Here is a 22,504-nt window from a genome sequence, read left to right on the forward strand (position 1 = left end):
TAAAAGTGTTCGCTAATTTCACTATGACTCCAAGGTTCTAAGGTAAATTTTAGAATAACTGTCGAACATTTTTGTTGCATGGAAATGTTCATCAAATCTGGGCTTTGCGTTATTTGAGAGTTTGACGTACAAGTCGTTTGATTGACTAATGGAAATCATCGCATCTTTTAATTCTTGTTCATTATCATTAGTCACCACCAATCCCGTCTCTAAATGAGCTACAATTTCTGGGTTTCCTCCTGCATTGGTAACAATACATGGCTTTCCGATAGACATGGCCTCTAGTAATGTAATCGATGTACCTTCACTTAGCGATGGGAGTAAAAATACGTCCATAATTGCCAGATAGTTGGAAGGATCTAACTTGTATCCTGCGAAGAGGACTTTTTCAGCAATACCTAATTGTGCCACTAATGAATTTAGCTCGCCCATTAGCTCACCATCTCCGACTATTAACAAATAGGCGTTTGGTAGTATCGCGCTAACTTCGGCAAATGCAGTAATCAGCATTTTCTGGTTTTTTATAGGATCTAGTCTGGCAACGGTGCCAAAAACTAATGCATCTTGAGGTAGTTCAAGTTGAGTCTTTAGCTGTGGCAGTTCTTCTTGGTTAGGGCGCAAAGGTTCAATGCCATTGTACACAACGTCTACACTATCGAAGGGAATATATTCGTAAGTAACTAGGGCGTCTTTAGTTGCTTTAGATATGGCAGTAATGACAGAAGTTAACTTACATAAAATAGGGTTGACGAATTTTCGCTTCCAACTGCTCGAATCTGGATAAAAGCGCCCGTGTTCAGTGAAAACAACCTTTGTACTGGTAAAGGCTGTGGCAATTGCACCGTACACCCAGGGCGTGTATTGGTGACAATGAACGATGTCGATGTGATTGTCTTTTATATGCTTGCGTATCGCTTTGATAAGTAGAAGATCAAAACCCGGTTGACGTGCTTTCACACTGATGGAGATCCCTGCTTTTTTAAGCTCTTCCCCCCAAGGTCCAAGGGGAGACTCAATACAAAATATCGACATATCAATACTATCATCAGTATTACTCTCAATGAGGTTCTTTATCACCATCTCGGTGCCGCCTATCCTCATGTCATAGGTAATATGAAGCACTTTCATTGCAAACCTCTTTCTTTATCAACGTTTACATAGCGGTTGTACCACATTTGGTACATGAGCATGCTCCAAAGCACTGTCCCGTGTTGGTGGGTCCCGTTTTGATGCTGTTGCCAGGCTTGGTTGACACTATCTCGGTCAAATATGTCGTAAACGCCATAGCTAGCATTAGATAGAATGGATTCAAATAGCTCTTTTAGCTCCCCTCTAAACCACTCATCTAAGGGCGTGCTGAACCCCATTTTCTTTCTATATAACAATGAGTCAGGAATAAAAGGTTTAAAGACTTCCTTAAGTAAGTATTTTTTCTCACCGTCTCGATATTTCTGAGAAGAGGGTAGGGTGGCGGCAAACTCTGCAACTTGGTAGTCGAGAATAGGCGCCCTTACTTCTAACGAGTTAGCCATACTCATTCGATCCACTTTCACAAGGATATCGCCCGTCATGTAGGTTTTGATATCGGTGTAGAGAATTTTGCTCAAATGGTCGGGGCCATCGGCTTTGTTGTACATCTCTAACGTATATTGACTGGGGTGGTAATCACCAAGCTCTTCAGTCACCTCGGTTTTTACCAAGCTTTGCCACATGTCGTCCGTCATCATACTGTTAGTGATATAAAAGCCCATTGCTGGGTCGTGAGACAAGCTTGTAAGTAATGACTTCGCTTTTTTGCCAACTGTGCCTGGTATTTTCCCTGCAAATTTGCCTAGACTTGGAAATATCGATTTTCGGACCGCTTCGGGGAACTTGTTTCTAAGTTTGTTCTCGATGTCGTCAACCGAGTACTTTTCGTATCCTGCGAACATTTCGTCACCACCGTCACCGGCAAGAGCAACAGTGACAGCCTTTCTCGCCAATTCTGAAACAAAGAAAGTCGGCACGAGTGATGGGTCAGCAAACGGCTCATCAAAAAAGCTGACGATATGCTCTAGTCTGTCGGCAACGTTCTGATGAACAGTGTACTCATGGTGTTCTGTTTTGTATTTTTCAGCAATTTCACGGGCGAAGTCAGCTTCGTTAAAGTCTTTATTGTCAAAGCCGATAGTGCAGGTTTTCACAGGCGTTTCGCTTGCTTGTGCCATCATGGCAACCACCCCCGAGCTGTCTACGCCGCCACTTAGGAATGCACCGAGGGGAACATCACTTACCATTCTCTGCTTAGTGACTTTTTCGAGTAAGCCTTTCAGCTGTGCTTTGTGGGTTTCTTCGCTATCCCTTGATGTGTTCTTAAAGCTTATGTCCCAATATTCTGTAAGGGTGAAGCCATCTTTGTTTAACAATAGGTAATGGGCTGGGGGCAATTTATGAATATGCTTAAATATGCTTTTCGGGTCCGGCACATATTGGTAAGCAAAGAAGTCGTAAACGGCATCTAAGCGAATTTCTCTTGGAATGTTTTCTAATGCCAATATAGCTTTAATCTCAGAGCCAAAGGCAAATCGGCCATTGTGCGAAAAGTAGTAGAGAGGTTTTTTGCCCAGCCTATCGCGGGCAATAAAAAGTTCTTGCTTGGTTTTATCCCAAAGGGCAAAGGCGAACATACCGTTAAGCTTGCCTAAACACTGAGTACCTTCTCGCGCATAGAGTGCTAAAATAACTTCAGTATCAGTATGACTTTTAAACTGGACGCCCTCAGCTTCCAATTCTGCACGTAGTTCAAGGAAATTGTAAATCTCTCCATTGAATACAATAACGAGATTGCCGTCAGCAGAAAACATAGGTTGATTGCCGGCTTCGGACAAATCAAGAATGCTTAACCGTCGATGACATAAGCCAATGTGTTCATCTAGGTAGGTACCACTAGCGTCTGGACCTCTGTGATGAATAGCTTCGTGCATTGAGGTTAACGAAGCTTGTCCACCTTCTTGATGGTTAAATAGGCTAAATCCGGCAATGCCACACATCTTTATTAATCCCTATAAACTGATATAAGGCCGAACATACGCGCCCGCTTTTATCGTAAATTCTAAAGGAAGCTTTCTCCAAATACTCTCCATCAAAGGTCGAAATTTACTGGTAGAGGGAGACGTATCTGAGCCGAGTTTTTTATTGTCAGCCCCTAGGGATTGCCAATTCAGCGGTTGAGGCACTGCCCCCCACTGCTTTTTAAATTTGTAAGTCCCTTCTTCGAAGGAAGAGCGCCCAAAATCAAAGGTATCAATACCTGAGTCGGCACAATGGGCGAGTAACGACCAATAAAGTAGCATGTTTGGTGCTAATTTGTTGAATTCACGCAATGTTGATGCCCATGGAATAGAAGCATTATTTCCATTGATTATGACCAAGCCTGCACCTACGGGCATGTCGCCCTTGTAAACGACACTCACTATGCAATTTTCGTCGTACGCGGCAAGGACACTCTCGAACCACCCTAAGGCGTGTACAGGAGAGCCTAGGTCGCGCATGTTAACTGCGTACACGCGATAAAAGTGTTTGAGCAATTCAGGTGTTTTGCCAAGGGTAACCGTAAGGCCATTTTTCTCGGCTTTTCGAATTTGGCTTCTTAACTTTGATTTGAAAGACGCCATTAGGGTGTCACTCGACTCGGGCAGGGATAGTAGCATTCTCACTTTATGGCCTGCTTGAATGTCTTGCCCGGGGGGTGTTGATTCGGCTTGTCGTATCTCTAACTTTCTACATCCCGCATTTGCCATTTTAGTGTGTAGGAAGTGTTGCATGTCTTGTAATACCTCAGCATTATCGGCAAGACCGTATCCCACATCGCAATAAGGCAGCGCACATATTTGTTTACCCCAAAACGGCGTTTTCATGAACACAGCGGGGAAAAGCCCAACGACTTTCTGAGTTTTAGGGTGCCTAGCAATAACGCCAAGGGGTTTGTGGCCATAGGCATGCTCCACGGCTTCTAGCCAAGCATACTTGTGATAGGCAGTCGTTGATTCATGGGTCAAACTATATGCATCCCAATCAGCCTTGTCATTCAGTGAAGCTGTTGAAAGTTGTGCATCAGATTGCATTATGACGATACCTTTTCAATGCTCACAACACCGTTGTGGGAATGTTGATTCGCTAAAATAACACGCGCTTCTGAAATGGTACAAAAACGCACATTTGCTTGGGTATTTAAATGATTAACAACACGTTTCATTCGTTCGCATATGCGTGAACATGCATTGTCTACCTCTAATAGGCCTGTCACGCCATCAATTAAACTGGAGCTGTGTAAATACATATGAATAACGGGTTGTTGCTTTTCCAAGCTTTGGTCAACCAGGGCAATCATATCTTCTGTTTTGGTTAGCTCTGGGCTTAAATAAAGTTTTCTCAATAACTTACTGTGCCACAGCACACCTATCACTTTTAGCCAGTTGAATGGCGGCTTAGACAGTGCGTTGTGAACGCGCTCACCAAGGTTATAATTTTTTACGTTAAAGCCAGCCGTTACTGGCAGCTCTAAAATCTGTCTTTGCTGTCCTGGGGCAAGAGCATTTTCAAAAGAAGGCCAGTAGGGCTTTTCTGGTGCCCCTATACAGCTAAAATAGTCATTTTTGTAAAAAGGGTAAACGCTTGAGTCAATCTTGTAGCCTCTGGACGCCAATAAACGTAAAGTCTTTGCATTGATTCCCCAACGCCCGCTTCTAAACGACTCTGGTTTAATACTGAATTTTTCCCACAGCAGGGTGTTTAGCGCGTCTAGTTTGGCAACCACCTGCTCGTGAGGAAGGTTAATGACATGGGACTCTGCTTCGGTGGTCTTTCCAAAATAGGGCGGGTTACACCAAGGGTGTAAATGGGCGCCGATTTCAGCTTTTTGGTCCTCTACGAATTCTCGAAGAATAGTGCTGCCTATATTGTTGCTTGCCACTGCATAGTCAACAAAGTAGGTGGGGCGTATGCCTAACGTTTCACAAAAGGCCTGAAAAGCGGGAAGCTTTTCCACATTTTCTAAGGAGAAGTCACGATCGGGAAAATCGTCATTGTCCCAATGCCATTCTTCTTCCGTGTCTATTGTTAAAACAAATAAAACATCCTGTTTAGGCATCTACTTTCTCTTTTACCAATTCTTCAAATAACACCATGTATTCATCGGCCATCCTTTTTGCCGAGAAATTTGCTTCAACAAAGGCTTTAGCATTGTGGGCCAATGTTGCAGCATATTCGCTATCGTTTAACAGGGTTTCCCAGTCTTTTTGCAGTTGTTCTTTATCATGTAGCGGCGCTAGCAAGCCAGATTCTTGGTGTGTAATGAGTTGGTCAATACCTGCAATATCATACGCAGACACTGGAATTTCCATCGCACACGCTTCCATTAAACAGCGTGGAATACCTTCTAGCGTTGATGTCATTACAAAAAGGTCAAAGTCACGTAATAGCTGAAGCCTATCGTTTCTGAAACCTAAAAATTGAATACTGTCCTTACTTGCCAGTGTTTTGCTATATTCCTCTAGAGAGGGGCGTTCTTCGCCGTCGCCTAAGAGGACTAGCTCAATGTCTTGGCGTTTTTGGTACAAATCATTAAAGCAGTCCAAGATAGCGGTTATGTTTTTTCGGCTTATCATTTGGCCAACAAAGCCGATGGTTTTTTTCTGGGGCTTAACGCCGGATTTTGTTAATCTCACGGCTTCAACTTCCGACAAGTCTACACCGTTTTGAATGTAGGCCAATCTGTCTTTGCTGACGTTATACTTTTCTACGTCACGCATGAGTTGCTTTGACAGCGGTACCACTTTGTCTGCAAATCGCATAGATTGGCAGCCTATCCATATAAACAAGCGCAGTTTTAAGTCGGCGGCATTTTCAAACCCATGTGGGGTGACCACACAGGGAATACCTGCTTTTTTAGCTGCCATGACACCTAGAATATCCGACTTGTACCCATGGGTGTGAATCACGTCAATGTCTTGCGCTTTTATCAATGCGGCTAACTTATTTACTGCAGAAAGGTCAAATCTGCCTTTCATGGGAATAGCGTGAGTATGGCCAATCGCACCAAACTGTTTAACGAGTTCGAGTTCTTCGGTGCCGGGTTCTAACGTTACCACTAACTCACTGGTAACATGGCGAGGCAAGTGCTTGGCAAGCGCTAATACCCAACGCTCAGCGCCGTAGAAACCTGTTGAACAAATAAACTGTAATACTTTCATAAGTTATTTATGCGAACTGGTGTATACCGAGCCGCTTACTCCTAATACGGTCCCTATGGCTCTAGCCGGGAAGTAAAGTAGATAAAAAAGGGCGCAATGAACAATGGATACTTTTTTTCCGGTCAATTTTTTCAGTCGAGCCGTGTATAGCAGCATAACCAGCAGCATACAGATAAATAAAAAAGTCGCCGCTTCATATTGCGTGAATACTAAGGCTAGGCAGGCTAATAGTAGCCCTCCCGTTACCGCGAATGGCGCAATAAAACTGGGCCATTCCCTCATAGGGATTTTTCTGCCTTTTAGTGAAGCAATATTACTCTGACCACGCCATACTTCTTTTTTCCACATTGGAACAAAGGCTTTATCTTCGCCAAGGTGGATATAGTGTGTATTTGAGGTGTAATACAGCCTTCCGATATTGTTTACTTTATCAGTAAAATAATAATCTTCACAGGTCATAAGGTGCTCTGGAAATTGACCGGCTTTGAAAAAGGTACTTCGGTGCAAAAAGAGATTGCGCCCAGGCAAAAAGCTAACATCAGTATCGAGTTCGGCGTTAGTCAACGCAGTGCGTATTGTTTCCAGTGGCGGTGCATCCCTACTATCTATTTGCATCGCACTGACTAAAGCCGCACTCTTTTCTTGAAGGGTGCAAAGCATAACGTCAAGCCACTCATTGGCTAATTCAACATCTGCATCAAGAAACGCGAAATACTCTCCCTTTGCCGCACTGGCCCCTAAATTTCTTGAGTGTGAAATGGTATTTGCCGTGTCATTGTATATAACCCGCAAAGGCATCGATTTAGTCAATTCGTTTAGTGTTTGCGAACAATCTGAATTTTGACTAACGACAATGACTTCATAGGTGTTGCCTGGGGCCGTTTGATTGGCGATGCTCTCTAGCGTTCGAATCAGCATTTCCTCACGGCCTTTGTGAGGAATAATAAACGAGGTGATGATACTCATGGTTTGCCCAACCACTTTTGTGTTTGCACAAAGCGTTTTACAAATTGTTGTCGCTCACGTTGAAATGAAAAGTGTCGCAAATGTCGAGCAAAGTACTTCACTACGCTATAAGGCTGCCTATGTGTTATGGCAGATTCGTTTGGCTCGTCACGGGTTACCTTACGTGCTTGTTTGGGTTCTATTTTATAGGCCTCGTAGTGTGCATTTTGCATCATTAAACACAAAACGCGAGTGGTGGAGGTTTCGTGGTGGTTTTTCAGTCGCGCTAAAATCGTATCTTTTAATAGATGTATTTTTTCCATGACTCTTTTAGCGTCACTCTCGCGTAACAAGCTTGCTGCAAAATGCAGTACGCAAAGCTTTCTCAAATCCTGACCACTCCACGTTTGATTGGGAAACTCGAGGATCTCGGGTTTGTCTAGGTAGGCGTACTCGTTATCTAGCATCCAACGGGCATAATGTTGCAAAGATTTTACCGCGTAGTCGTAGTCACTATCCAAGGTGTTGAGTTGTGTCTTGATCTGTATAAATCTGCACACTGCTTGAAGAAATACCGTATAGAACCAAGTATTTTCCACATCCTCGAGATGCCTAGAGGTAATGTCATCCTGGGGGGAGACCGTGTGACGTATCACGTGTGCGGCACTATCTATATCGGACTGCGTGCCCAAAAGTTCAAATCGGTCAAATAACGCGTGAAGGTAGTTTCCTGTTCCTCGATCAAGGGGGTAGGTATTGGTCTTTACGCATTTTAGCCCGGCAGAACCGCTGTTTTTCAAGGCGAGAAGGGCGCCAACCATTGTGCCATCACCTTCGTAGTAATGTGTTAGCCAATGTGTAATTGAAAGGGCCGCTTTCTTAGAGGTGGGGCGGCCAGTCAGTAAGTAATGTAGCGCCAAACCACTGGTGTAACCATGTTGGCCGCCAGGTCCTCCCCCGCCGGCGTGGTCTTCATAGACATGGCTGGGTTGTCGTTTGGAATAGGTTCTATGGGTGGCGGTACAGGCTTGTACGTAATGGTCGGTGTGCCAAAATAAGCCACCGTTGTATTCAGGTTTGTCCTTGTCAGTATGATAAACGTCAATATCAGCAACATGTTTCGCCAAGGCATCGGCGAGGGTAAACCATGCGCGCTCTCCGGTTAAAATCCACTGACACAGCATGCCAAAGATAGGATCGTATTGATTGTTGTAATGTGAAACGAAAATGTTGTTGTCTCTGTTTAGCGCGGTTTCGTGATCAGCGTATAACTCGCCATAATGACGCCAACCAAATTCATCAATGACTTCCCGTTTATGGAAAAATGATGTATCGCCTCTAATACCGTATTGAATTAAATCATGAAACTCGTTGGTTGTATCAGGCAAAAAGCTGATTGCTTTGCTGGCGGCAACCCATTCTTTATTTAGCCTAGTTTCAGCATCACTGACGGGAGTGTGACAAAGGCTAATGTCTCGGGTTTTTTGTTCGCCAGGCTGTAATTCAATGGGGTCGGCAAAACGTGAGCCCAGTAAGCTCATGTCTATTGAGGTGGGGATTGCCACAATCGACGAAGGAAAGTTCTGCCAAAAGTCTTTCACCGTTAACATGCTGCGGGTTTGGTGTGGGGATGCTTGCATGTTCACCTTTGGCACGCACTGCCGCCCTTCGTCCACGAGATGGCCATCTTTGTGCACGCGGTAGCCGCAAAACGGTAATGGAACTTTGTTGTCTCTATTTACGTGGTTGGGGCTATTCCACCGTGGCTTTCCACTTGATGCTTGGAAAACCGATAATTGGTCACAGGCATCGAGGGAGTAGGTGTGTTCGTTAATGAGCAAAGACGCTTGGTTGAAGTCTTTTATACACAAACCTAGCTCAAAAATGTCAATGGAATTCGGGTCACCTAAATCCCACTGGCCGTGAGGGTGGCTAGCGGCGGCTGGGTTGGTTATTGAAATGCTCCCTTTTACCGTTCCGTCGTCCAAAAACAGCGTGTACTGGGCATTCACGTCAAGTTCTATGTGAGTGCCTTCATTTAAAGTGGCGCATTGCTGAATACGAACTGCTTGATAACCTAATGGGTTATCAAGCAGTTCGTAGTCGGTGACTACATTGCTAACGTGGGTGTCTAATGTTTCATTGGCCGTTAGGGAATAAAACTGGGTGTGCAGTTTGCTGGAATACGTTAGTGCCATTAATTGCTGGCCATGCACGTTCACCCAATCACCGTTTTTCAACTGAATGTGAAGGTGTTCGCTTTCCTCTTTTACTGGCAAGGCGTGATTGATGGGGGGGCGATGACTTTTGGCAATTGATACTGCAACACAAGGCCTGTTGTCGCTTAGGACCTCCGCGTCGCATAGCCCCTCTACGCTTAGCCATTTAATTGAGCCATCAGGCCATAATTGATTGACGGTGATGACACTGTTCGTCATCACCTGATTATTGCCGAGCGCCTCCAGCCTATCGGTCACTTGCCACTTGCCTTGGGGGCAAGGTGTACCCAATTTAAAATAGGTACGTGAGAAACCTTCGAAAGACGAAGCTTGGATAGAAAAAACATTTTGCGTCATGACTTTATAACAACTATTAGCTCGTCCATGAATCAGAAAGGCGCATGATAAATTAGCGTTGATGAACCTAGTATGCCAAGGAGAAGTCTAATTGAATAGTATAAAAGTGCATGCCGTTGCTTTGACCTTCGAATATCTTCAACGTACTATCCTGCAAGACTCTCAATTTACGTCAACATGGAAAGCGAAATGCTGAAAATGAGTGTGGTGGCGCAGCGCGTTCCCTATCCGCCTAACAAGGGGGAGAAACTAAGGACATACCATCAAATTGCGCGGTTAGTGCAATTAGGCTATGGCGTTACGGTTCATGCACTGCAAGACAATGAACAAGATATCGCCAACGCTAAGGCATTGAGCAAGACTCTGGGCATTGACGTTCATACCTACCCATTGAAAGCTAAGTGGCGACGCTACCTTTGGTCGCTTGCCCGTGGACAGGCACTCAGTGTGGGGGCTTTCTACAGCAAAGGCTTGCAGGCAAAAGTGAATGACCTGCTCAAGGGGCAAGAAGATGTCGTGCTCTTTTCCGCTTCTAGCTTAAGTTACTACGTGTTTTCTGGTGCAGACCGTGAAGGTAGCCCTCATTTGTTGATGGATTTTATGGATGTGGATTCTGATAAATGGGCGCAATACGCTTCCATGGCCTCGTTCCCCATGTCTTGGGTTTACCGTCGAGAAAGCGCGAAAATTAAGGCGCTAGAGATAAAGACAAATCAACAGTTTGTCCAGACCTTCTTAATTGCAAACGAAGAGGTCACGCTCTTCCATAATAAGGTTTGCCACCACAAAGACGTTAAAGTCTTGAGTAACGGTTTAGATTTTAAGCGTTTTTACCCTACGAATACTGAAGAACGAAACAGTGCCGCGAACTTTCTTTTTACTGGGGTTATGGATTACAAACCGAATATTGATGCTGTTTGCTGGTTTGTCGAACATTGTTGGCCCGCGATTAAAACTCACATGCCGCAAGCTACCTTCACTATCGCGGGGATGAACCCATCAGAAAAAATAAAAGCATTGGCGAAAGACAAGAGCATTCAGGTTACAGGGTTTGTAGATGATATTTTACCCTATTTTCACAAAGCCACGGCATTTGTCGCCCCTTTTAGAATTGCGAGAGGCGTGCAAAATAAAGTCCTTCAAGCATCGGCGTGCGCCCTGCCTATTATCACCACCTCGATGGGCGCTGAAGGGATCTCATTCGCCTCTGAGCAGACAATGTACTTGGCCAACACTGATAAAGAGTTTATTGCATCGTGTATTGACGTAGTTAATAACCCTGCGGCTGCGAATCAAAAAGCGCAGCAAGGCTATACTGCCATTCGAGAGGCCTACAGTTGGGAACAGCAACTAAAGCCGTTAGAGGATACATTAGCATCACTATGAAAAAGATAATAAAAACTGCTTTTTTTACGCTATTTGCTTGTCTTATGCTGCCTATTGCGGCGCTCTTTTACTTGCTAGCTTTGGGGGGGAATAAAGATGAATTACTCGCAAGTTTCAGCCAGGGATTGTCCCTGATCCCTGGCAAAATCGGTTGCTATTTAAGGTCGGCATTTTACCGCTTTACGCTTACGCACTGTGCGCCTAATGCACTGGTTGGGTTTAATACTCTGCTGTCTCAAACCGATTGTACCATTGAGCAAGGTGTATACGTGGGGCCGCAAGGCAACATAGGCTCTTGTCGCATTGGTGCTAACACCCTGTTGGGCAGTGGTGTACATGTAATGAGTGGCAAAGGGCAGCATAATTTCGAGCGTAACGATGTGCCTATTAAAGACCAAGGTGGACGCTTAACGAAAGTTGATGTTGGCAGCAACTGTTGGGTGGGGAACGGTGCATTAATCATGGCTGACATAGGTGATGGCAGTGTTATCGCCGCTGGCTCTGTGGTTGTTGATGCTATCCCCGCCAATGCCATTGCTGTGGGTAACCCTGCGAAAGTCATAAAGTTTAGGGGGGAGTAGTCGCTTTTCTAGTGACAGCATGCAGCGCTTTCTTAATGCCGCTCCAACTTTTATCAATCAGTCTACTCAACCAAGATGGATTAACCAGGGTAAGGGTTGCCATGGTATACCCTTCGTTGCTAAGGCTTTTTTTGTACCGAAAGTCACCTGCCATAAAATCGTAAGCCTCATAGCCCTGTGCAGCAAAATGCGCCATGGCAAGAAAATGCAAAACATGCCCTGGTTTTACTTTATTCGTCGCAATTTCTTCGTTTACCCCCGCGCAATAAAAATAGATATTACGTTCATCTTTTAAATAGTAGGCATAGCCTAGTAATGTGCTCCCTGCGGTGACTTTTATAAGCGCAACCCTATCAGGAAATTGTGATATCAGATGAGTATGATGGGCAACAAAATAGGGGTTTTGAAAGCCACTGCCCTCGTCTGTGCCGCCCCATTTCAAAATATGCAAAGGGGATAGTGCCGAAAAGTAGTCACGCTGTTCACTATGTTTTGCTTCAGTGAGCGTGATGTGACCGAAGGTGGAAGTAATTGCGCGCTGAGTTCTTCTCATTTGCTGGCGAGAGTTGGCCGAGAGCGCGTTATATAATTGCGTCTCTATGTCTTGTTTTGCCCCTGGCAGCTTATGTCGATACGCCTGAGTCACTAGCGTTGAGTATGTTATGTTATTTTGCTGGCACACCTGTTCCCAGGGCACTGTTTTATGACACATAGACACGGTTAGCTGTAAATTTCGATACCGTTTGAAAACAAGTGCGATTAGCGCTTTTATACAGCCGTGCTTCATCGTATCCGGGCAGATGATATCGTTGAATTCTACCCATACTTGGTCTGATTTTGTGTGGCCGCTTTGGTTAACAAGTGATACCTGAAAAGGCAAGTAAGGCTTTATTGCTCGTGTACCCAACAAGGTATATCCCACAGGCGCGGGGTCACCATGATGTTTACCCACAGTATAGAAAAGTACTATGTCAGGGAGTGTAGGTAAACTCGCCAGCCAACTCAGTTGCCAATCATCTGTAAGAAAAACGGAAGTGTCATTTTTGTAGGTCAGCGAGGAAATTATCTGCTGAGCCTCTTCTCGGCTTTCAGGGCTTATACGTTTTGCGATGATGGAAATAGAATGCATTTTTGTCATATTAAACAATAGTGCTATTGAGGAATTAAATAGAGCTTCGCCAGTGCGAAGTACTCATAAAACGCGTGCTGGCAACTCGTGAGGGCACTCAAAGAGGGTAAAGTTACACTGGGCGTTAAGTTGCCATTACTGTGAAAATCGACAGGTTGATACCAAATGTTTTCTCCAAGCGGTTCATACAAAATAGATAATCGGGTTAAGTGCGTTGCTGAAGAGACCACCCAAACATCCCCTTGTTGATAAAACCCTATCACTGCTTTTACTTCTTCATAGGTGTTTTTCCCATTAGGAAGCGCAATGAGATCTTCTTGCGGAACGCCAAGAGAGACAAAAAAATCGACGGCTTTGTGCGCGTATTCAACTTCTTTTTCACGCAGAAAGTTGCCCCCTGTCACGATGATTTTTGCTTTTCCTGCCGACGCGGTATAAAGCCTGTAGGCCTCAATATTGCGCTGTAGTGAACATTCAGACCAGCGACTAACTTCGGTCATATTACCCGAGGTGTTGTAGTAGCAAGCCAGAACATGAATGTAGTCTGGGCTAGCTGAGTTTTGTTCGACATCGCCATGGCTATTCTTATCAATAGAGATGTTTTGGCCAGAGGTTCTGAACGTATGCTCCAAGGGGTATAGCATGAGATCGGCAAAAAAAGTCTGAGAGCAAAGTGCCAGCCAAATAAAGGCAGAAAAACGGAAAAAACGAGAAGTTTTACGCGCTCGAGTAAATGCAAGTATCCAACCAATGGTGAGAAACAATAAAGCGAGGGTGAGGGGGGAAGTTAAAGCAACAACAATACTTTTTATGATATCCATGCTCGACTACACATTATTCCCGATTGTTGGCGCTAGTAGTGAGCGCCGCCAGCTTCACTAATACTCTTGTGCTAACTTTGCCACAATATCATCACGCATAACAGCGAAACCGCCAGACAGGCCATATTTTAACGCCTTAAGATCAACATGGTGCGCGGCCCGCTGGCCGTGGTAATCAATAACTGGGCCTATTTGTTTAAATTTAATCCCTACGAGGCGCATATTTTTTGCAAGCCTTGGCTCAACCATTACGTAAACATGTTCAATGCCTTCTTGAATGATCAACGCGGTGGCGGTGAGATATAAACCCACGGCTATGAAGGGGAAGCAGCGCAACTCTGTTTGCGAAAAGGTACTGGGGTTCAGTTTACCCACTTCGGCACCAGAAAAGTGATCCATACTTCTTCTTCTAAAGTGAGCGGGAATGGCTAACCGAGATATTTCACAAATAGACGAGCGTTCAAAATTTGTAGGTAATAAGGCGTCATTGGTAATGGCATGCATACAATATTTTTCAATGGGCAATAATTCTGATTCCAATGTGGGCCTAACCATACGCACTGTACCTGCTATGGTATCTGATGATACGTGGCGTATTAAGCAAGGAATAGAATAGGCGTCAAATTCATCGCTTTCTTGCTTATTGGGGCGGGTGGCTTCAAGCTTTAGCTCTTCACAATACACGCTATGCCTAATGCTATAACTCTGTGCTTTTAGGGCGCGAGACGAAGCAATAACAGGCAACAGATACTCAGAAAAATGCGTGGCAATCTGATTGGCTTCTCTGTACTTACTGTATCCCTTAATCGCTTTGCCTAATTTGTTTTTAGTGCCGACTAAGTGACTCAAACGTTCCAACACGGGTTTATTCGCTTTTCCATCCATAGCGCTATTTAAACTCTAACTGGTTTCATCACAGACTCATTCAGTCTATCAGAGTTTGTTCTAATTTCGACCAATATTAGCAAAGGCTTAATTTAATTAATAATCGGTTATACTGAGCTGAGTATTACTTCCTCACGTAAATAGGTGCCTTAGTGTTTAAATCATTCTCTGCGCGTTTTTTCATGTTACTTAGCCTCTTAGCGCATGTTTCCTTTGCTGAAGCTGAAGAGGCTTCTTTTCCCAAAGTGGTAGAATCAGTCTCATCCACCGTGGTTGCTATTGGTATTTACAGCCCACTTAAGCAAGCTGGTAACCAAATTCGTGGCACAGGGTTCGTCGTTGGCGATGGCAAATGGGTTATTACCAATCATCATGTGGTCGACGAGGTTTTGGATCCTAGCGTGGTGGAATATTACGTGGCCGTGCATGGGAAAGGAAAGCAGGTTAACGCGCTAAAGGCCACTATTGAGGCGGTTGATATTAAACACGATTTAGCGTTATTGCGAATAAATGAAGCCTTACCAGCCGCAACCTTAAGTTCGCAAGCTATCTTGCCTGCAGGGCACGAAATTGCAATAACAGGCTACCCAATAGGCGCAGTGCTTGGCCTCTATGCAGCCACCCATCGAGGCTATATTGCTGCGGTGACTCCTGATGCGTTGCCCAATGCGAATTCCAGTCAGTTAACGGTGGATATGCTGGCGCGACTGGAAAACGCCGACTTAATTTATCAACTCGATGCTACAGCTTACCCGGGTAATTCTGGCAGCCCACTTTATTTGCCTAAAACAGGTGAAGTGATTGGCGTGATTAACAAGGTGTTTATTACCGGCGGTAAGGAGTCGGCCATTAGTACTCCTACAGGCATTAGTTATGCAATCCCTGTTAAGCATGTACATGCGTTACTAAATAGGGTCGGCAACTAGTGTATTTTCTAAGCCGATATGGCTGCCACTAGGCCGCTTACGAAAGAGGATTGTATCGCGTAGGGCTTAGCACAGCATTAGGATCCAGCGCTTTTGCGATTTTTCCTGCGGTTTGCCAGCATACTGCATTTTTGTCTAACTGCCTTTGCTGTTTGATGTTTAACCGGTAAGGTACGAACCCTCGTTTAACCCCTTCTGCAAACAGGGCATCTAAACAGGCGTGTGCGTCAGCTTTGGCTTTCTCGTTAGTCAGGTCGAATATTATGGGTACAGTACTGTCTATATTATGTGCCGACATATGAGTAAAGGTAATTAACGGTTCAATATTGTATTTCACCGTTGTACTACGCACCATGTCAATAAATGAAGTCATGGCGTCTTTGTTTGCAGGTATGAGCGGGGCATACCATAGCAATCCACATTTATCTTTTGCGGGGTGTAAGGTTTTACCTGCCTCAGCGGTATAACTCGGGTTGCGCCAGTACGCTAGCGGAAGCGCAATTTGGTTGGGTTTCCCCAGCATGATTTCAGTGGCGGCAGTTAAACTATCAAGCTGCTTACGAACCGGCGTCAAATAGTGTGAGGGTAGTAGGCTGCAAACGTGCTTTACACTTTTTATCAATAAGGAATTTGAGAAGAAGCATTTATCTGCTAGCCCTTTAACGGTGCGCTTTACTTCTTTTTTAGCAGCCTCCACTATTCCTTTACTGCCGTAGAGCGTTCCTACCACTGTCCATTCGGGTATATCATGGGCGTCGCTAAGGGCGTTTTTCTGGCTCTCTGACATAACGGCATGTTTATCTCTACCTTGGGGATTGTCAGCTACCATGGCACTGACTCTTGATTTATCCATTAAGTTAATACCGCCCACCACACCATGCAAACAACAATAGAGTTGTTGAATACTTTCATAGGCGCGTTCAAAACTGGCGTCGCCATAAAACCGCAAATAAAAGGAATCAAATCCTGCCGGGCGTCGTGCTAGGCTAAGCGAAACCTCAGTGACCACCATATTGCCGGATTGCGTAAAGAGTCCATCAAGATAGGGGCCATGCTTCCACTTGAAGGCTTTATCGACTAATTGGGCGTCGCTTTTATCCATCGCGCTCAGTGAGGAGGTATAATAGTCACCGTTGGGTAAAACGCCTTCAACACGAGTGATGGCGGAAAAATGATCGGCAATAGGGGTTATGCCATAGCCTCGTTCAAGGGCATTGGCCAAAATGCTGCATGATGGGCCGGCGCCTGTGACGGGCACCATAAACGGGTAATTATTTTCTTCAAGGTAGGTAAAAAGTTGCTGTTGAGTGACGCCGGGCTCAATGGAACATAAACCTGTATTAGGGTCGAAATAGGTGATTTCGTTGAGTTCAATGAGCGACAATAACACCACTGGCTTATCGGAAAAGTTAGGCGTGGCACTACCATATCCCCAATTTTGCCCCGTACTTATGGGGTATAGCGTAAAGCGAGTGGCGCGACTAGCCACTTCGTTGGCTAAATGAATTAACGTTTGAATGGCGCGTCTGCTTTTTACCGTTACTGTGCAAACCACAGGCTGCTCAAACCCCTCTGTCCCCTCGATGGGTGAATCTGGCACGGAAATTTCCGCTTCATTTCCTAAGCGAGATGTGAGTAAACTCACAATAGCATCATTCAATATGTCCATTTTTCGCACATGCCTCATTCTAGGTTATTCGCCCACGTTAAACTAAAGTCATCTTTACGGGTAAAGCGCAACTCGATTACTATATCAATGAATTGAAAATAGATTGAGAAGATTGTCTATTTTCTTTACAAATCAAATCTGGGAAAAAACTTAGTTGTTGTTTATCAATGATTTGTTTTTGTGGCCTTGTATTTGCTTAAACGCATAATGGTGGTTTTTCTTCTACGCCTATGAGTGCCGAAGTAAGAAGTTAATTTGAAATAGGTAGAGTACAGCAGTGATGGATGCCAAGAAACAAGAAACAACGCAAAGCAATAGCGTAAAGGAACGTCGTACCTTTGTTAAAAAAGCTATGGCTGGTAGTGTGTTGGTTTCACTTCCGTTAAAAGGAGTGTGGGCAGGTAATCACGGTAACGTTGGCGTAAACACCTCTGCTGCGGCATCGGGAAACGGCTCTGGCGGAAGCAGTGTGCAATCTTGGAATCTAGAAGGTTACGATTACTGGAAATATAGGTTGCCTTCTCATTGTAACTACAGCGATTTCAACGATGTTTTCGGCGTTAAGGCGTACAAAGGATATTCGTACGACTATTATCCTCAGTCAAATCAATACGGTAGTTGGTACACGTTTAACGAGTCTATTTATAAAGTAATGAAGCCTGAAAGAAACAAATATGTCGGCCCAACAAATTATAATAGATTACTGATTGCATTGTATCTCAACGCCAGTGAACACGGAAAAAATGGTATCTATTTTCCTATTGTGGATGGTGTGAACTATTCAAGCGCGACCGAATTTGCCAGGGAGTTAGTTTCTTGGTCGTATTCGAACCCTGGCCATTGGGCACCAAAATTTGCAAGCTTCATTGATGATCCTGCGTCGTTCTTCAGTTAGTCGTGCAACTTAAAGTTTATGAAAATATTGTGCTGCACTGTTTTTCTGACGAAAGTGGTGTACTTTTCTACAATACAGTAACAGAAGAATCTCTATTAGTGGCTTGTGAGCATTGCAAGCTAATCGAGCAAAATAAGCCTAGTGGCGAACGTTGGATAATGACATCTAACGACGACGTTAGGCATAAACTCACCGCCCTTGGCTTCGCTACCTCGTGACGTACCGCTTTATTTTATCCTGTGCCCCCTACACATTCGAGGTTTCTACCGAGTTTACGAATGTGGCAGAATTCTTACGCACATTGTATGGCTCTAGGCTAATAGAGCCTGCTCATTATCACGGTTTTATTGATTACAAAGTTTCATTGAGTAATACCACAGGAATGCGTGCGTTGGTGAAACCTCAAGCCCGTTTTCTGTTTGAGGGAATAGAGCCCTTTAAGCCTTTTTCAGTGCAGCAGGGCCATGCTTTAATAGAGTGGGGACTCAATTGGGTTGTTTCCTCCCAAGAATTTTCTTATGTCATCATTCACGCAACGGTGCTCGCCAAGGGCGATAAAGCCATTGTTTGCCCTGCGCTTTCAGGTTCAGGCAAAAGTACCTTAGCGGCCTATTTGTCTAGAAATGGTTGGCGCTTACTATCAGATGAAATGGCGCTAATCTCGCCTAACTCCTCAACCGTTACCCCTTTCGTCCGGCCTATCTGTTTAAAAAATCACAGTATTGATCTGGCTAAACGTTGGTTTCCAGATGCATTTTTCTCTAAAGTGGCGGTCAATACCCACAAGGGAGATGTTATCCACTTGCGCCCAGACCCACACTCAATAGAGCATTCGACAACACCTGCACAGGTGGTAGGCGTGATTTTCCCTAAGTACAACCAAGACACATTTTTGGATGTTTACAAAATTGATAAAGCGGGATGTTTCCAAGGGTTAACGCAAAATGCGTTTAACTATGGCATTTTAGGTAAAGACGGGGTGTCATCCCTCATAAATATTGCAGAAACAAGTCAGTGTTTTGAAATTCACTACAATGACATGGCAGAGGTCAATAGGTTTTTGTCTGAGGTGGTAGCGAGTGAGTAGCGCAAATTGCAATGACAAAGATGCCAATAACGTAGGCGTCTTAAACAAAGCGTCCATTATCACGTTTTTTAAATCGCCCGATGCATTGCGCAACATGTCTTTGAAGCAGTGGAATGATTTAGTCTTCATTTTGCGTGCAGAGAATATGCTTGCTCGATTTTATGCTCTACTTGTACGGCACCACATGACGTCAATTATTCCCGAACCGGCGCTAAGGCACTTTATTAACGCTTACCGTATGAGTGCAAAACAAAATAACATTACGGCCAAAGAAGCGTTGTCGCTTACCACATCATTATCTGAAAAATCTGCATTTGTGGTGTTTTTGAAAGGGGCGGGATATGCAGTTTCAAATAGTCCGGCTTCCATGGGGCGTAGTTATTCAGATATCGATATTCTTGTTCCTCAAAAACAGTTAGCTAGCGTAGAGTCATTTCTCACTATGTTTGGTTGGGTTAGCGCGGAACTAGAAGATTACGATGAGCAGTATTATCGCAAATGGGCACATGAAATCCCCCCCATGACCCACCACTCTCGAGGCACGGTTTTAGATATTCACCATAATCTTATTCCTCCAGTCACTGGAATACACTTTGATATAAATGGCTTTGTGGATGAGTATCAAGAGAAGGTGAATGGGGTGACTGTGCTTAAAGATGTCGCCAAGTTTTACCACAGTGCTATCCATCTTTTTTTTAACGAAGATATGAGCAGCGCTTTTAGAGACATGACCGACTTATACCTGCTTGCTACATCAGGTGATAGTCAGCCTTTTTTTAATGATGTATTGTCGATTGCCACTAACTATGGCTTTGAAAGAGAGCAAATGTTAGCAATTTATTTTCTTAATAGGCAGTATGGTGTCGCCGTTCCTGACGAGTTAGCAGCACGCTTAACACAGATGGAAAAAGGGTTGAGTGGCCTAGAAATTAAGTTGCTTTCACACTTGGTTTTGCCAAAGCATGCATTGTTGAAGGGGGGGGACGTGGGCATGTTGCAATTGATAGGGGAAGTAAGAGGCCATATGAAAAAAATGCCGCCCCATATTCTCACTTATCACCTTATCATGAAAAGCTATCGTGGCCTTGCGAAGTTGTTGTTTGGTAAACACGTATTTCTAAAAGAAGAACAGAAATAAAAAACCGCTTTAATATAAAGCGGTTTTTTCGTTGCTAGCCAGTTCCAGTTGCGTATTTTTTAATTGGCTAGTTTTGCCTTCATCTCACGTCGACGGGCATGCAGTAGGGGTTCAGTGTAGCCACTTGGCTGTGTTTTACCCTCAAAGATCAAGTCGCTTGCCGCTAAGAAACCAATAGAGCTTTCAAGGTCTGGCGCCATAGGAATATACTCAGAATCATTGGCGTTTTGCTCATCCACCAATACTGCCATTTTGCGTAGTGAGTCTTTTACTTGATCTGCGGTCACTATGCCGTGCTCTAGCCAATTTGCGATATGCTGCGACGAAATGCGTAATGTGGCTCTGTCTTCCATTAAGCCAACGTTGTTGATATCAGGCACTTTTGAGCAGCCCACCCCTTGATGTACCCAACGCACAACGTAGCCTAGAATACCTTGTACATTGTTATCTAACTCCCTTTGAATAACGTCTGATGTTAGGTGCTCAGTACTGTCTAGTAATGGAATTTGTAAGATGTCGCTTACGCCGTCAAATGCTATATCTAATCCTTGCTGAATGCCGAATACATCAACTTCGTGATAGTGTAAAGCATGCAAGGTAGCGGCTGTTGGTGAAGGAACCCACGCTGTATTCGCACCTGATTTAGGGTGGCCAATTTTAGCCTTCATCATGTTGGCCATTTCATCTGGAATGGGCCACATTCCTTTTCCTATTTGCGCCCTTCCTGATAACCCACATCTAAGCCCTACCGCTACGTTTGCAGTTTCATAGGCTTTAATCCATGGCATAGCTTTCAAAGATGCTTTATCAGCAAATGCGCCGGCTAACATGGAAGTGTGGATTTCATCACCTGTTCTATCCAAGAAACCTGTGTTAATAAATACGACGCGAGACTTCGCCGCAGCAATACAAGCTTGAAGGTTAACGCTGGTGCGGCGTTCTTCATCCATAATACCCATTTTCAGTGTGTTTTTAGGCACGTCGATAATAGGTTCAATGGCTTCAAACAATGCGTCAGAAAACGCCACTTCTTCTGGACCATGCATTTTAGGCTTTACAATATAGATGCTGCCTTCACGGCTATTTTTAAATGCACTATTGCCGAGCAAATCGTGTTTGGCGATAAGCGATGTGATTAGCCCATCCATGATCCCTTCAGGCACTTCATCGCCATCAAATAGCATGGCATCATTGGTCATTAAGTGACCGACATTTCGCACAAACATAAGGCTGCGGCCACTGACACAAACTTCTTGGCCTTGTTGGGCGCTGTGGTAAATTCTATCTTCGTGCATGGCACGAGTAAGTGTCTTGCCGCCCTTGTTGATATCAATGCTTAGGGTGCCTTTCATTAAGCCTAGCCAGTTACTGTACACCAGCGTTTTATCTTCAGCATCTACCGCAGCCACAGAGTCCTCACAATCCATAATTGTTGTAAGCGCCGCCTCTATTGCCACATCTTTTACGTTAGCAGGGTCGGTTTTACCGATTGGGTGTGTAGCATCTAGTTGAATCTCAAACCTTAGACCATTGTGTTTAAACAGTAGAGCGCTGGGAGCATTGGCGTCACCTTGGTAGCCCAGCCATTGAGAGGGTGTGGCTAACGCAGATTTCTCGCTATTGCCTAACTGGATAAATAATTCGCCCTGTTTAATGGTATAAGCAGTGACGTCTGCGTGACTCCCCTGAGTTAAAGGAAGCATTTCATCTAGATACGCTTTTGCTTTTGCTACCACTTTAGCGCCGCGAACTGGGTTATATCCCTTTGTGGCTTCAGCACCACCTTCATCGCTAATAACGTCAGTACCGTAGAGGGCATCATAAAGGCTGCCCCAACGAGCATTCACGGCGTTAAGCGCATAACGGGCATTATTGATAGGCACCACAAGCTGTGGGCCGGCCATGGTCGCTATTTCAGCGTCAACGTTTGTTGTGTCAGCGTTGACGTCTGCGGGTTGTTCTACGAGGTAGCCAATGTCTTTTAAAAACTGCGTGTAGGCTTGGCCTGAAACGGGATTTCCCGCTTTGTGATATTCATCAATTTTGTGTTGTAGCTGTTCACGCTTTTCTAGTAGGGCGCGGTTTTGAGGTATGAATGTGGCGAACAGGTTTTCGGCACCTTGCCAAAAAGACGTAGGTGAAACGCCAGTGTCTGGGAGTGCGTGCTGGTTGATGAAGGCATCTAGCTGTTCAGCAACCTGCAAGCGTCCGTAAGTAATATAATTTTGCATAACTA

The 22,504-nt window shown here is 44.5% G+C and carries 19 protein-coding genes; 7 read left to right on the forward strand and 12 right to left on the reverse strand.

Features of this window, described 5'->3' with window-relative positions:
• Positions 1 to 21 precede the first annotated feature (21 nt).
• Genes IUA53_RS05960 through IUA53_RS05990 form a run of 7 tightly spaced genes read right to left on the reverse strand, consistent with a single transcriptional unit; the run spans position 22 to position 9,751 of the window.
• On the reverse strand, positions 22 to 1,128 hold the full coding sequence (locus tag IUA53_RS05960) for a glycosyltransferase (RefSeq protein WP_196898734.1): 1,107 nt from the start codon (positions 1,126 to 1,128) through the stop codon (positions 22 to 24).
• Positions 1,125 to 3,029: an asparagine synthase (glutamine-hydrolyzing) gene (gene asnB, locus IUA53_RS05965; RefSeq protein WP_196898736.1), complete on the reverse strand. Its 1,905-nt coding sequence runs from the start codon at positions 3,027 to 3,029 to the stop codon at positions 1,125 to 1,127. Before asnB ends, IUA53_RS05960 begins: the two co-directional genes overlap by 4 nt.
• Before the next feature lie 12 nt (positions 3,030 to 3,041).
• Entirely contained in the window at positions 3,042 to 4,103 is a 1,062-nt protein-coding gene (locus IUA53_RS05970) for a GNAT family N-acetyltransferase (protein WP_044448089.1), read from the reverse strand.
• Positions 4,103 to 5,128, reverse strand: a complete 1,026-nt coding sequence (locus tag IUA53_RS05975; RefSeq protein ID WP_196898738.1) for a polysaccharide deacetylase family protein — start codon at positions 5,126 to 5,128, stop codon at positions 4,103 to 4,105. Before IUA53_RS05975 ends, IUA53_RS05970 begins: the two co-directional genes overlap by 1 nt.
• Positions 5,121 to 6,230, reverse strand: a complete 1,110-nt coding sequence (locus IUA53_RS05980; protein WP_044057648.1) for a glycosyltransferase — start codon at positions 6,228 to 6,230, stop codon at positions 5,121 to 5,123. Before IUA53_RS05980 ends, IUA53_RS05975 begins: the two co-directional genes overlap by 8 nt.
• Positions 6,231 to 6,233: 3 nt before the next feature.
• Positions 6,234 to 7,196, reverse strand: a complete 963-nt coding sequence (locus IUA53_RS05985; protein WP_196898740.1) for a glycosyltransferase — start codon at positions 7,194 to 7,196, stop codon at positions 6,234 to 6,236.
• On the reverse strand, positions 7,193 to 9,751 hold the full coding sequence (locus tag IUA53_RS05990; protein ID WP_196898741.1) for a hypothetical protein: 2,559 nt from the start codon (positions 9,749 to 9,751) through the stop codon (positions 7,193 to 7,195). The genes IUA53_RS05985 and IUA53_RS05990 overlap by 4 nt, the downstream gene beginning before the upstream one ends.
• 189 nt (positions 9,752 to 9,940) lie before the next feature.
• Here IUA53_RS05990 and IUA53_RS05995 point away from each other — a divergent pair, with 189 nt between their 5' ends.
• Positions 9,941 to 11,137 (forward strand): TIGR03087 family PEP-CTERM/XrtA system glycosyltransferase, encoded by a 1,197-nt coding sequence (locus IUA53_RS05995; protein WP_196898743.1) that lies wholly within the window; start codon positions 9,941 to 9,943, stop codon positions 11,135 to 11,137.
• Positions 11,134 to 11,718: an acyltransferase gene (locus IUA53_RS06000; protein WP_196898745.1), complete on the forward strand. Its 585-nt coding sequence runs from the start codon at positions 11,134 to 11,136 to the stop codon at positions 11,716 to 11,718. Before IUA53_RS05995 ends, IUA53_RS06000 begins: the two co-directional genes overlap by 4 nt.
• Here the strand turns inward: IUA53_RS06000 and IUA53_RS06005 are convergent.
• Genes IUA53_RS06005 through IUA53_RS06015 form a run of 3 tightly spaced genes read right to left on the reverse strand, consistent with a single transcriptional unit; the run spans position 11,705 to position 14,553 of the window.
• Entirely contained in the window at positions 11,705 to 12,856 is a 1,152-nt protein-coding gene (locus tag IUA53_RS06005; RefSeq protein ID WP_196898747.1) for a GNAT family N-acetyltransferase, read from the reverse strand. The genes IUA53_RS06000 and IUA53_RS06005 overlap by 14 nt on opposite strands.
• Positions 12,857 to 12,870: 14 nt before the next feature.
• Positions 12,871 to 13,668, reverse strand: a complete 798-nt coding sequence (locus tag IUA53_RS06010) for a YdcF family protein (RefSeq protein ID WP_196898749.1) — start codon at positions 13,666 to 13,668, stop codon at positions 12,871 to 12,873.
• A gap of 57 nt (positions 13,669 to 13,725) precedes the next feature.
• Positions 13,726 to 14,553 (reverse strand): PEP-CTERM/exosortase system-associated acyltransferase, encoded by an 828-nt coding sequence (locus IUA53_RS06015; RefSeq protein ID WP_196898751.1) that lies wholly within the window; start codon positions 14,551 to 14,553, stop codon positions 13,726 to 13,728.
• A gap of 152 nt (positions 14,554 to 14,705) precedes the next feature.
• Between IUA53_RS06015 and IUA53_RS06020 the strand changes: the two genes are divergently transcribed.
• Positions 14,706 to 15,479, forward strand: coding sequence for a S1 family peptidase (locus IUA53_RS06020; RefSeq protein ID WP_231401268.1), 774 nt, complete (start codon positions 14,706 to 14,708; stop codon positions 15,477 to 15,479).
• A gap of 37 nt (positions 15,480 to 15,516) precedes the next feature.
• Here the strand turns inward: IUA53_RS06020 and IUA53_RS06025 are convergent, their stop codons facing one another.
• Positions 15,517 to 17,148 carry an FAD-binding protein gene (locus tag IUA53_RS06025; protein WP_196898753.1) on the reverse strand — a complete coding sequence of 544 codons (1,632 nt, stop codon included), beginning with the start codon at positions 17,146 to 17,148 and terminating at the stop codon, positions 15,517 to 15,519.
• A gap of 277 nt (positions 17,149 to 17,425) precedes the next feature.
• On the opposite strand from IUA53_RS06025, the gene IUA53_RS06030 reads away from it, so the two are divergent.
• The 4 genes from IUA53_RS06030 to IUA53_RS06045 are packed head-to-tail and all read left to right on the forward strand — an operon-like array spanning position 17,426 to position 20,268.
• On the forward strand, positions 17,426 to 18,043 hold the full coding sequence (locus IUA53_RS06030; RefSeq protein ID WP_196898755.1) for a hypothetical protein: 618 nt from the start codon (positions 17,426 to 17,428) through the stop codon (positions 18,041 to 18,043).
• A gap of 2 nt (positions 18,044 to 18,045) precedes the next feature.
• Complete coding sequence (locus IUA53_RS06035) at positions 18,046 to 18,261, forward strand: hypothetical protein (protein WP_044057640.1); 216 nt, start codon at positions 18,046 to 18,048, stop codon at positions 18,259 to 18,261.
• On the forward strand, positions 18,258 to 19,130 hold the full coding sequence (locus tag IUA53_RS06040) for an HprK-related kinase A (protein ID WP_269748621.1): 873 nt from the start codon (positions 18,258 to 18,260) through the stop codon (positions 19,128 to 19,130). Before IUA53_RS06035 ends, IUA53_RS06040 begins: the two co-directional genes overlap by 4 nt.
• Positions 19,123 to 20,268: a nucleotidyltransferase family protein gene (locus IUA53_RS06045; protein ID WP_196898757.1), complete on the forward strand. Its 1,146-nt coding sequence runs from the start codon at positions 19,123 to 19,125 to the stop codon at positions 20,266 to 20,268. Before IUA53_RS06040 ends, IUA53_RS06045 begins: the two co-directional genes overlap by 8 nt.
• 59 nt (positions 20,269 to 20,327) lie before the next feature.
• Here IUA53_RS06045 and IUA53_RS06050 read toward each other — a convergent pair whose 3' ends face one another.
• A complete protein-coding gene (locus IUA53_RS06050) occupies positions 20,328 to 22,499 on the reverse strand; it encodes a malate synthase G (RefSeq protein ID WP_196898759.1) in 2,172 nt (723 codons plus the stop codon).
• Positions 22,500 to 22,504 lie beyond the last annotated feature (5 nt).

The sequence above is a fragment of the Alteromonas sp. B31-7 genome, assembly GCF_015767655.1.
GTDB lineage: Bacteria > Pseudomonadota > Gammaproteobacteria > Enterobacterales > Alteromonadaceae > Alteromonas > Alteromonas australica.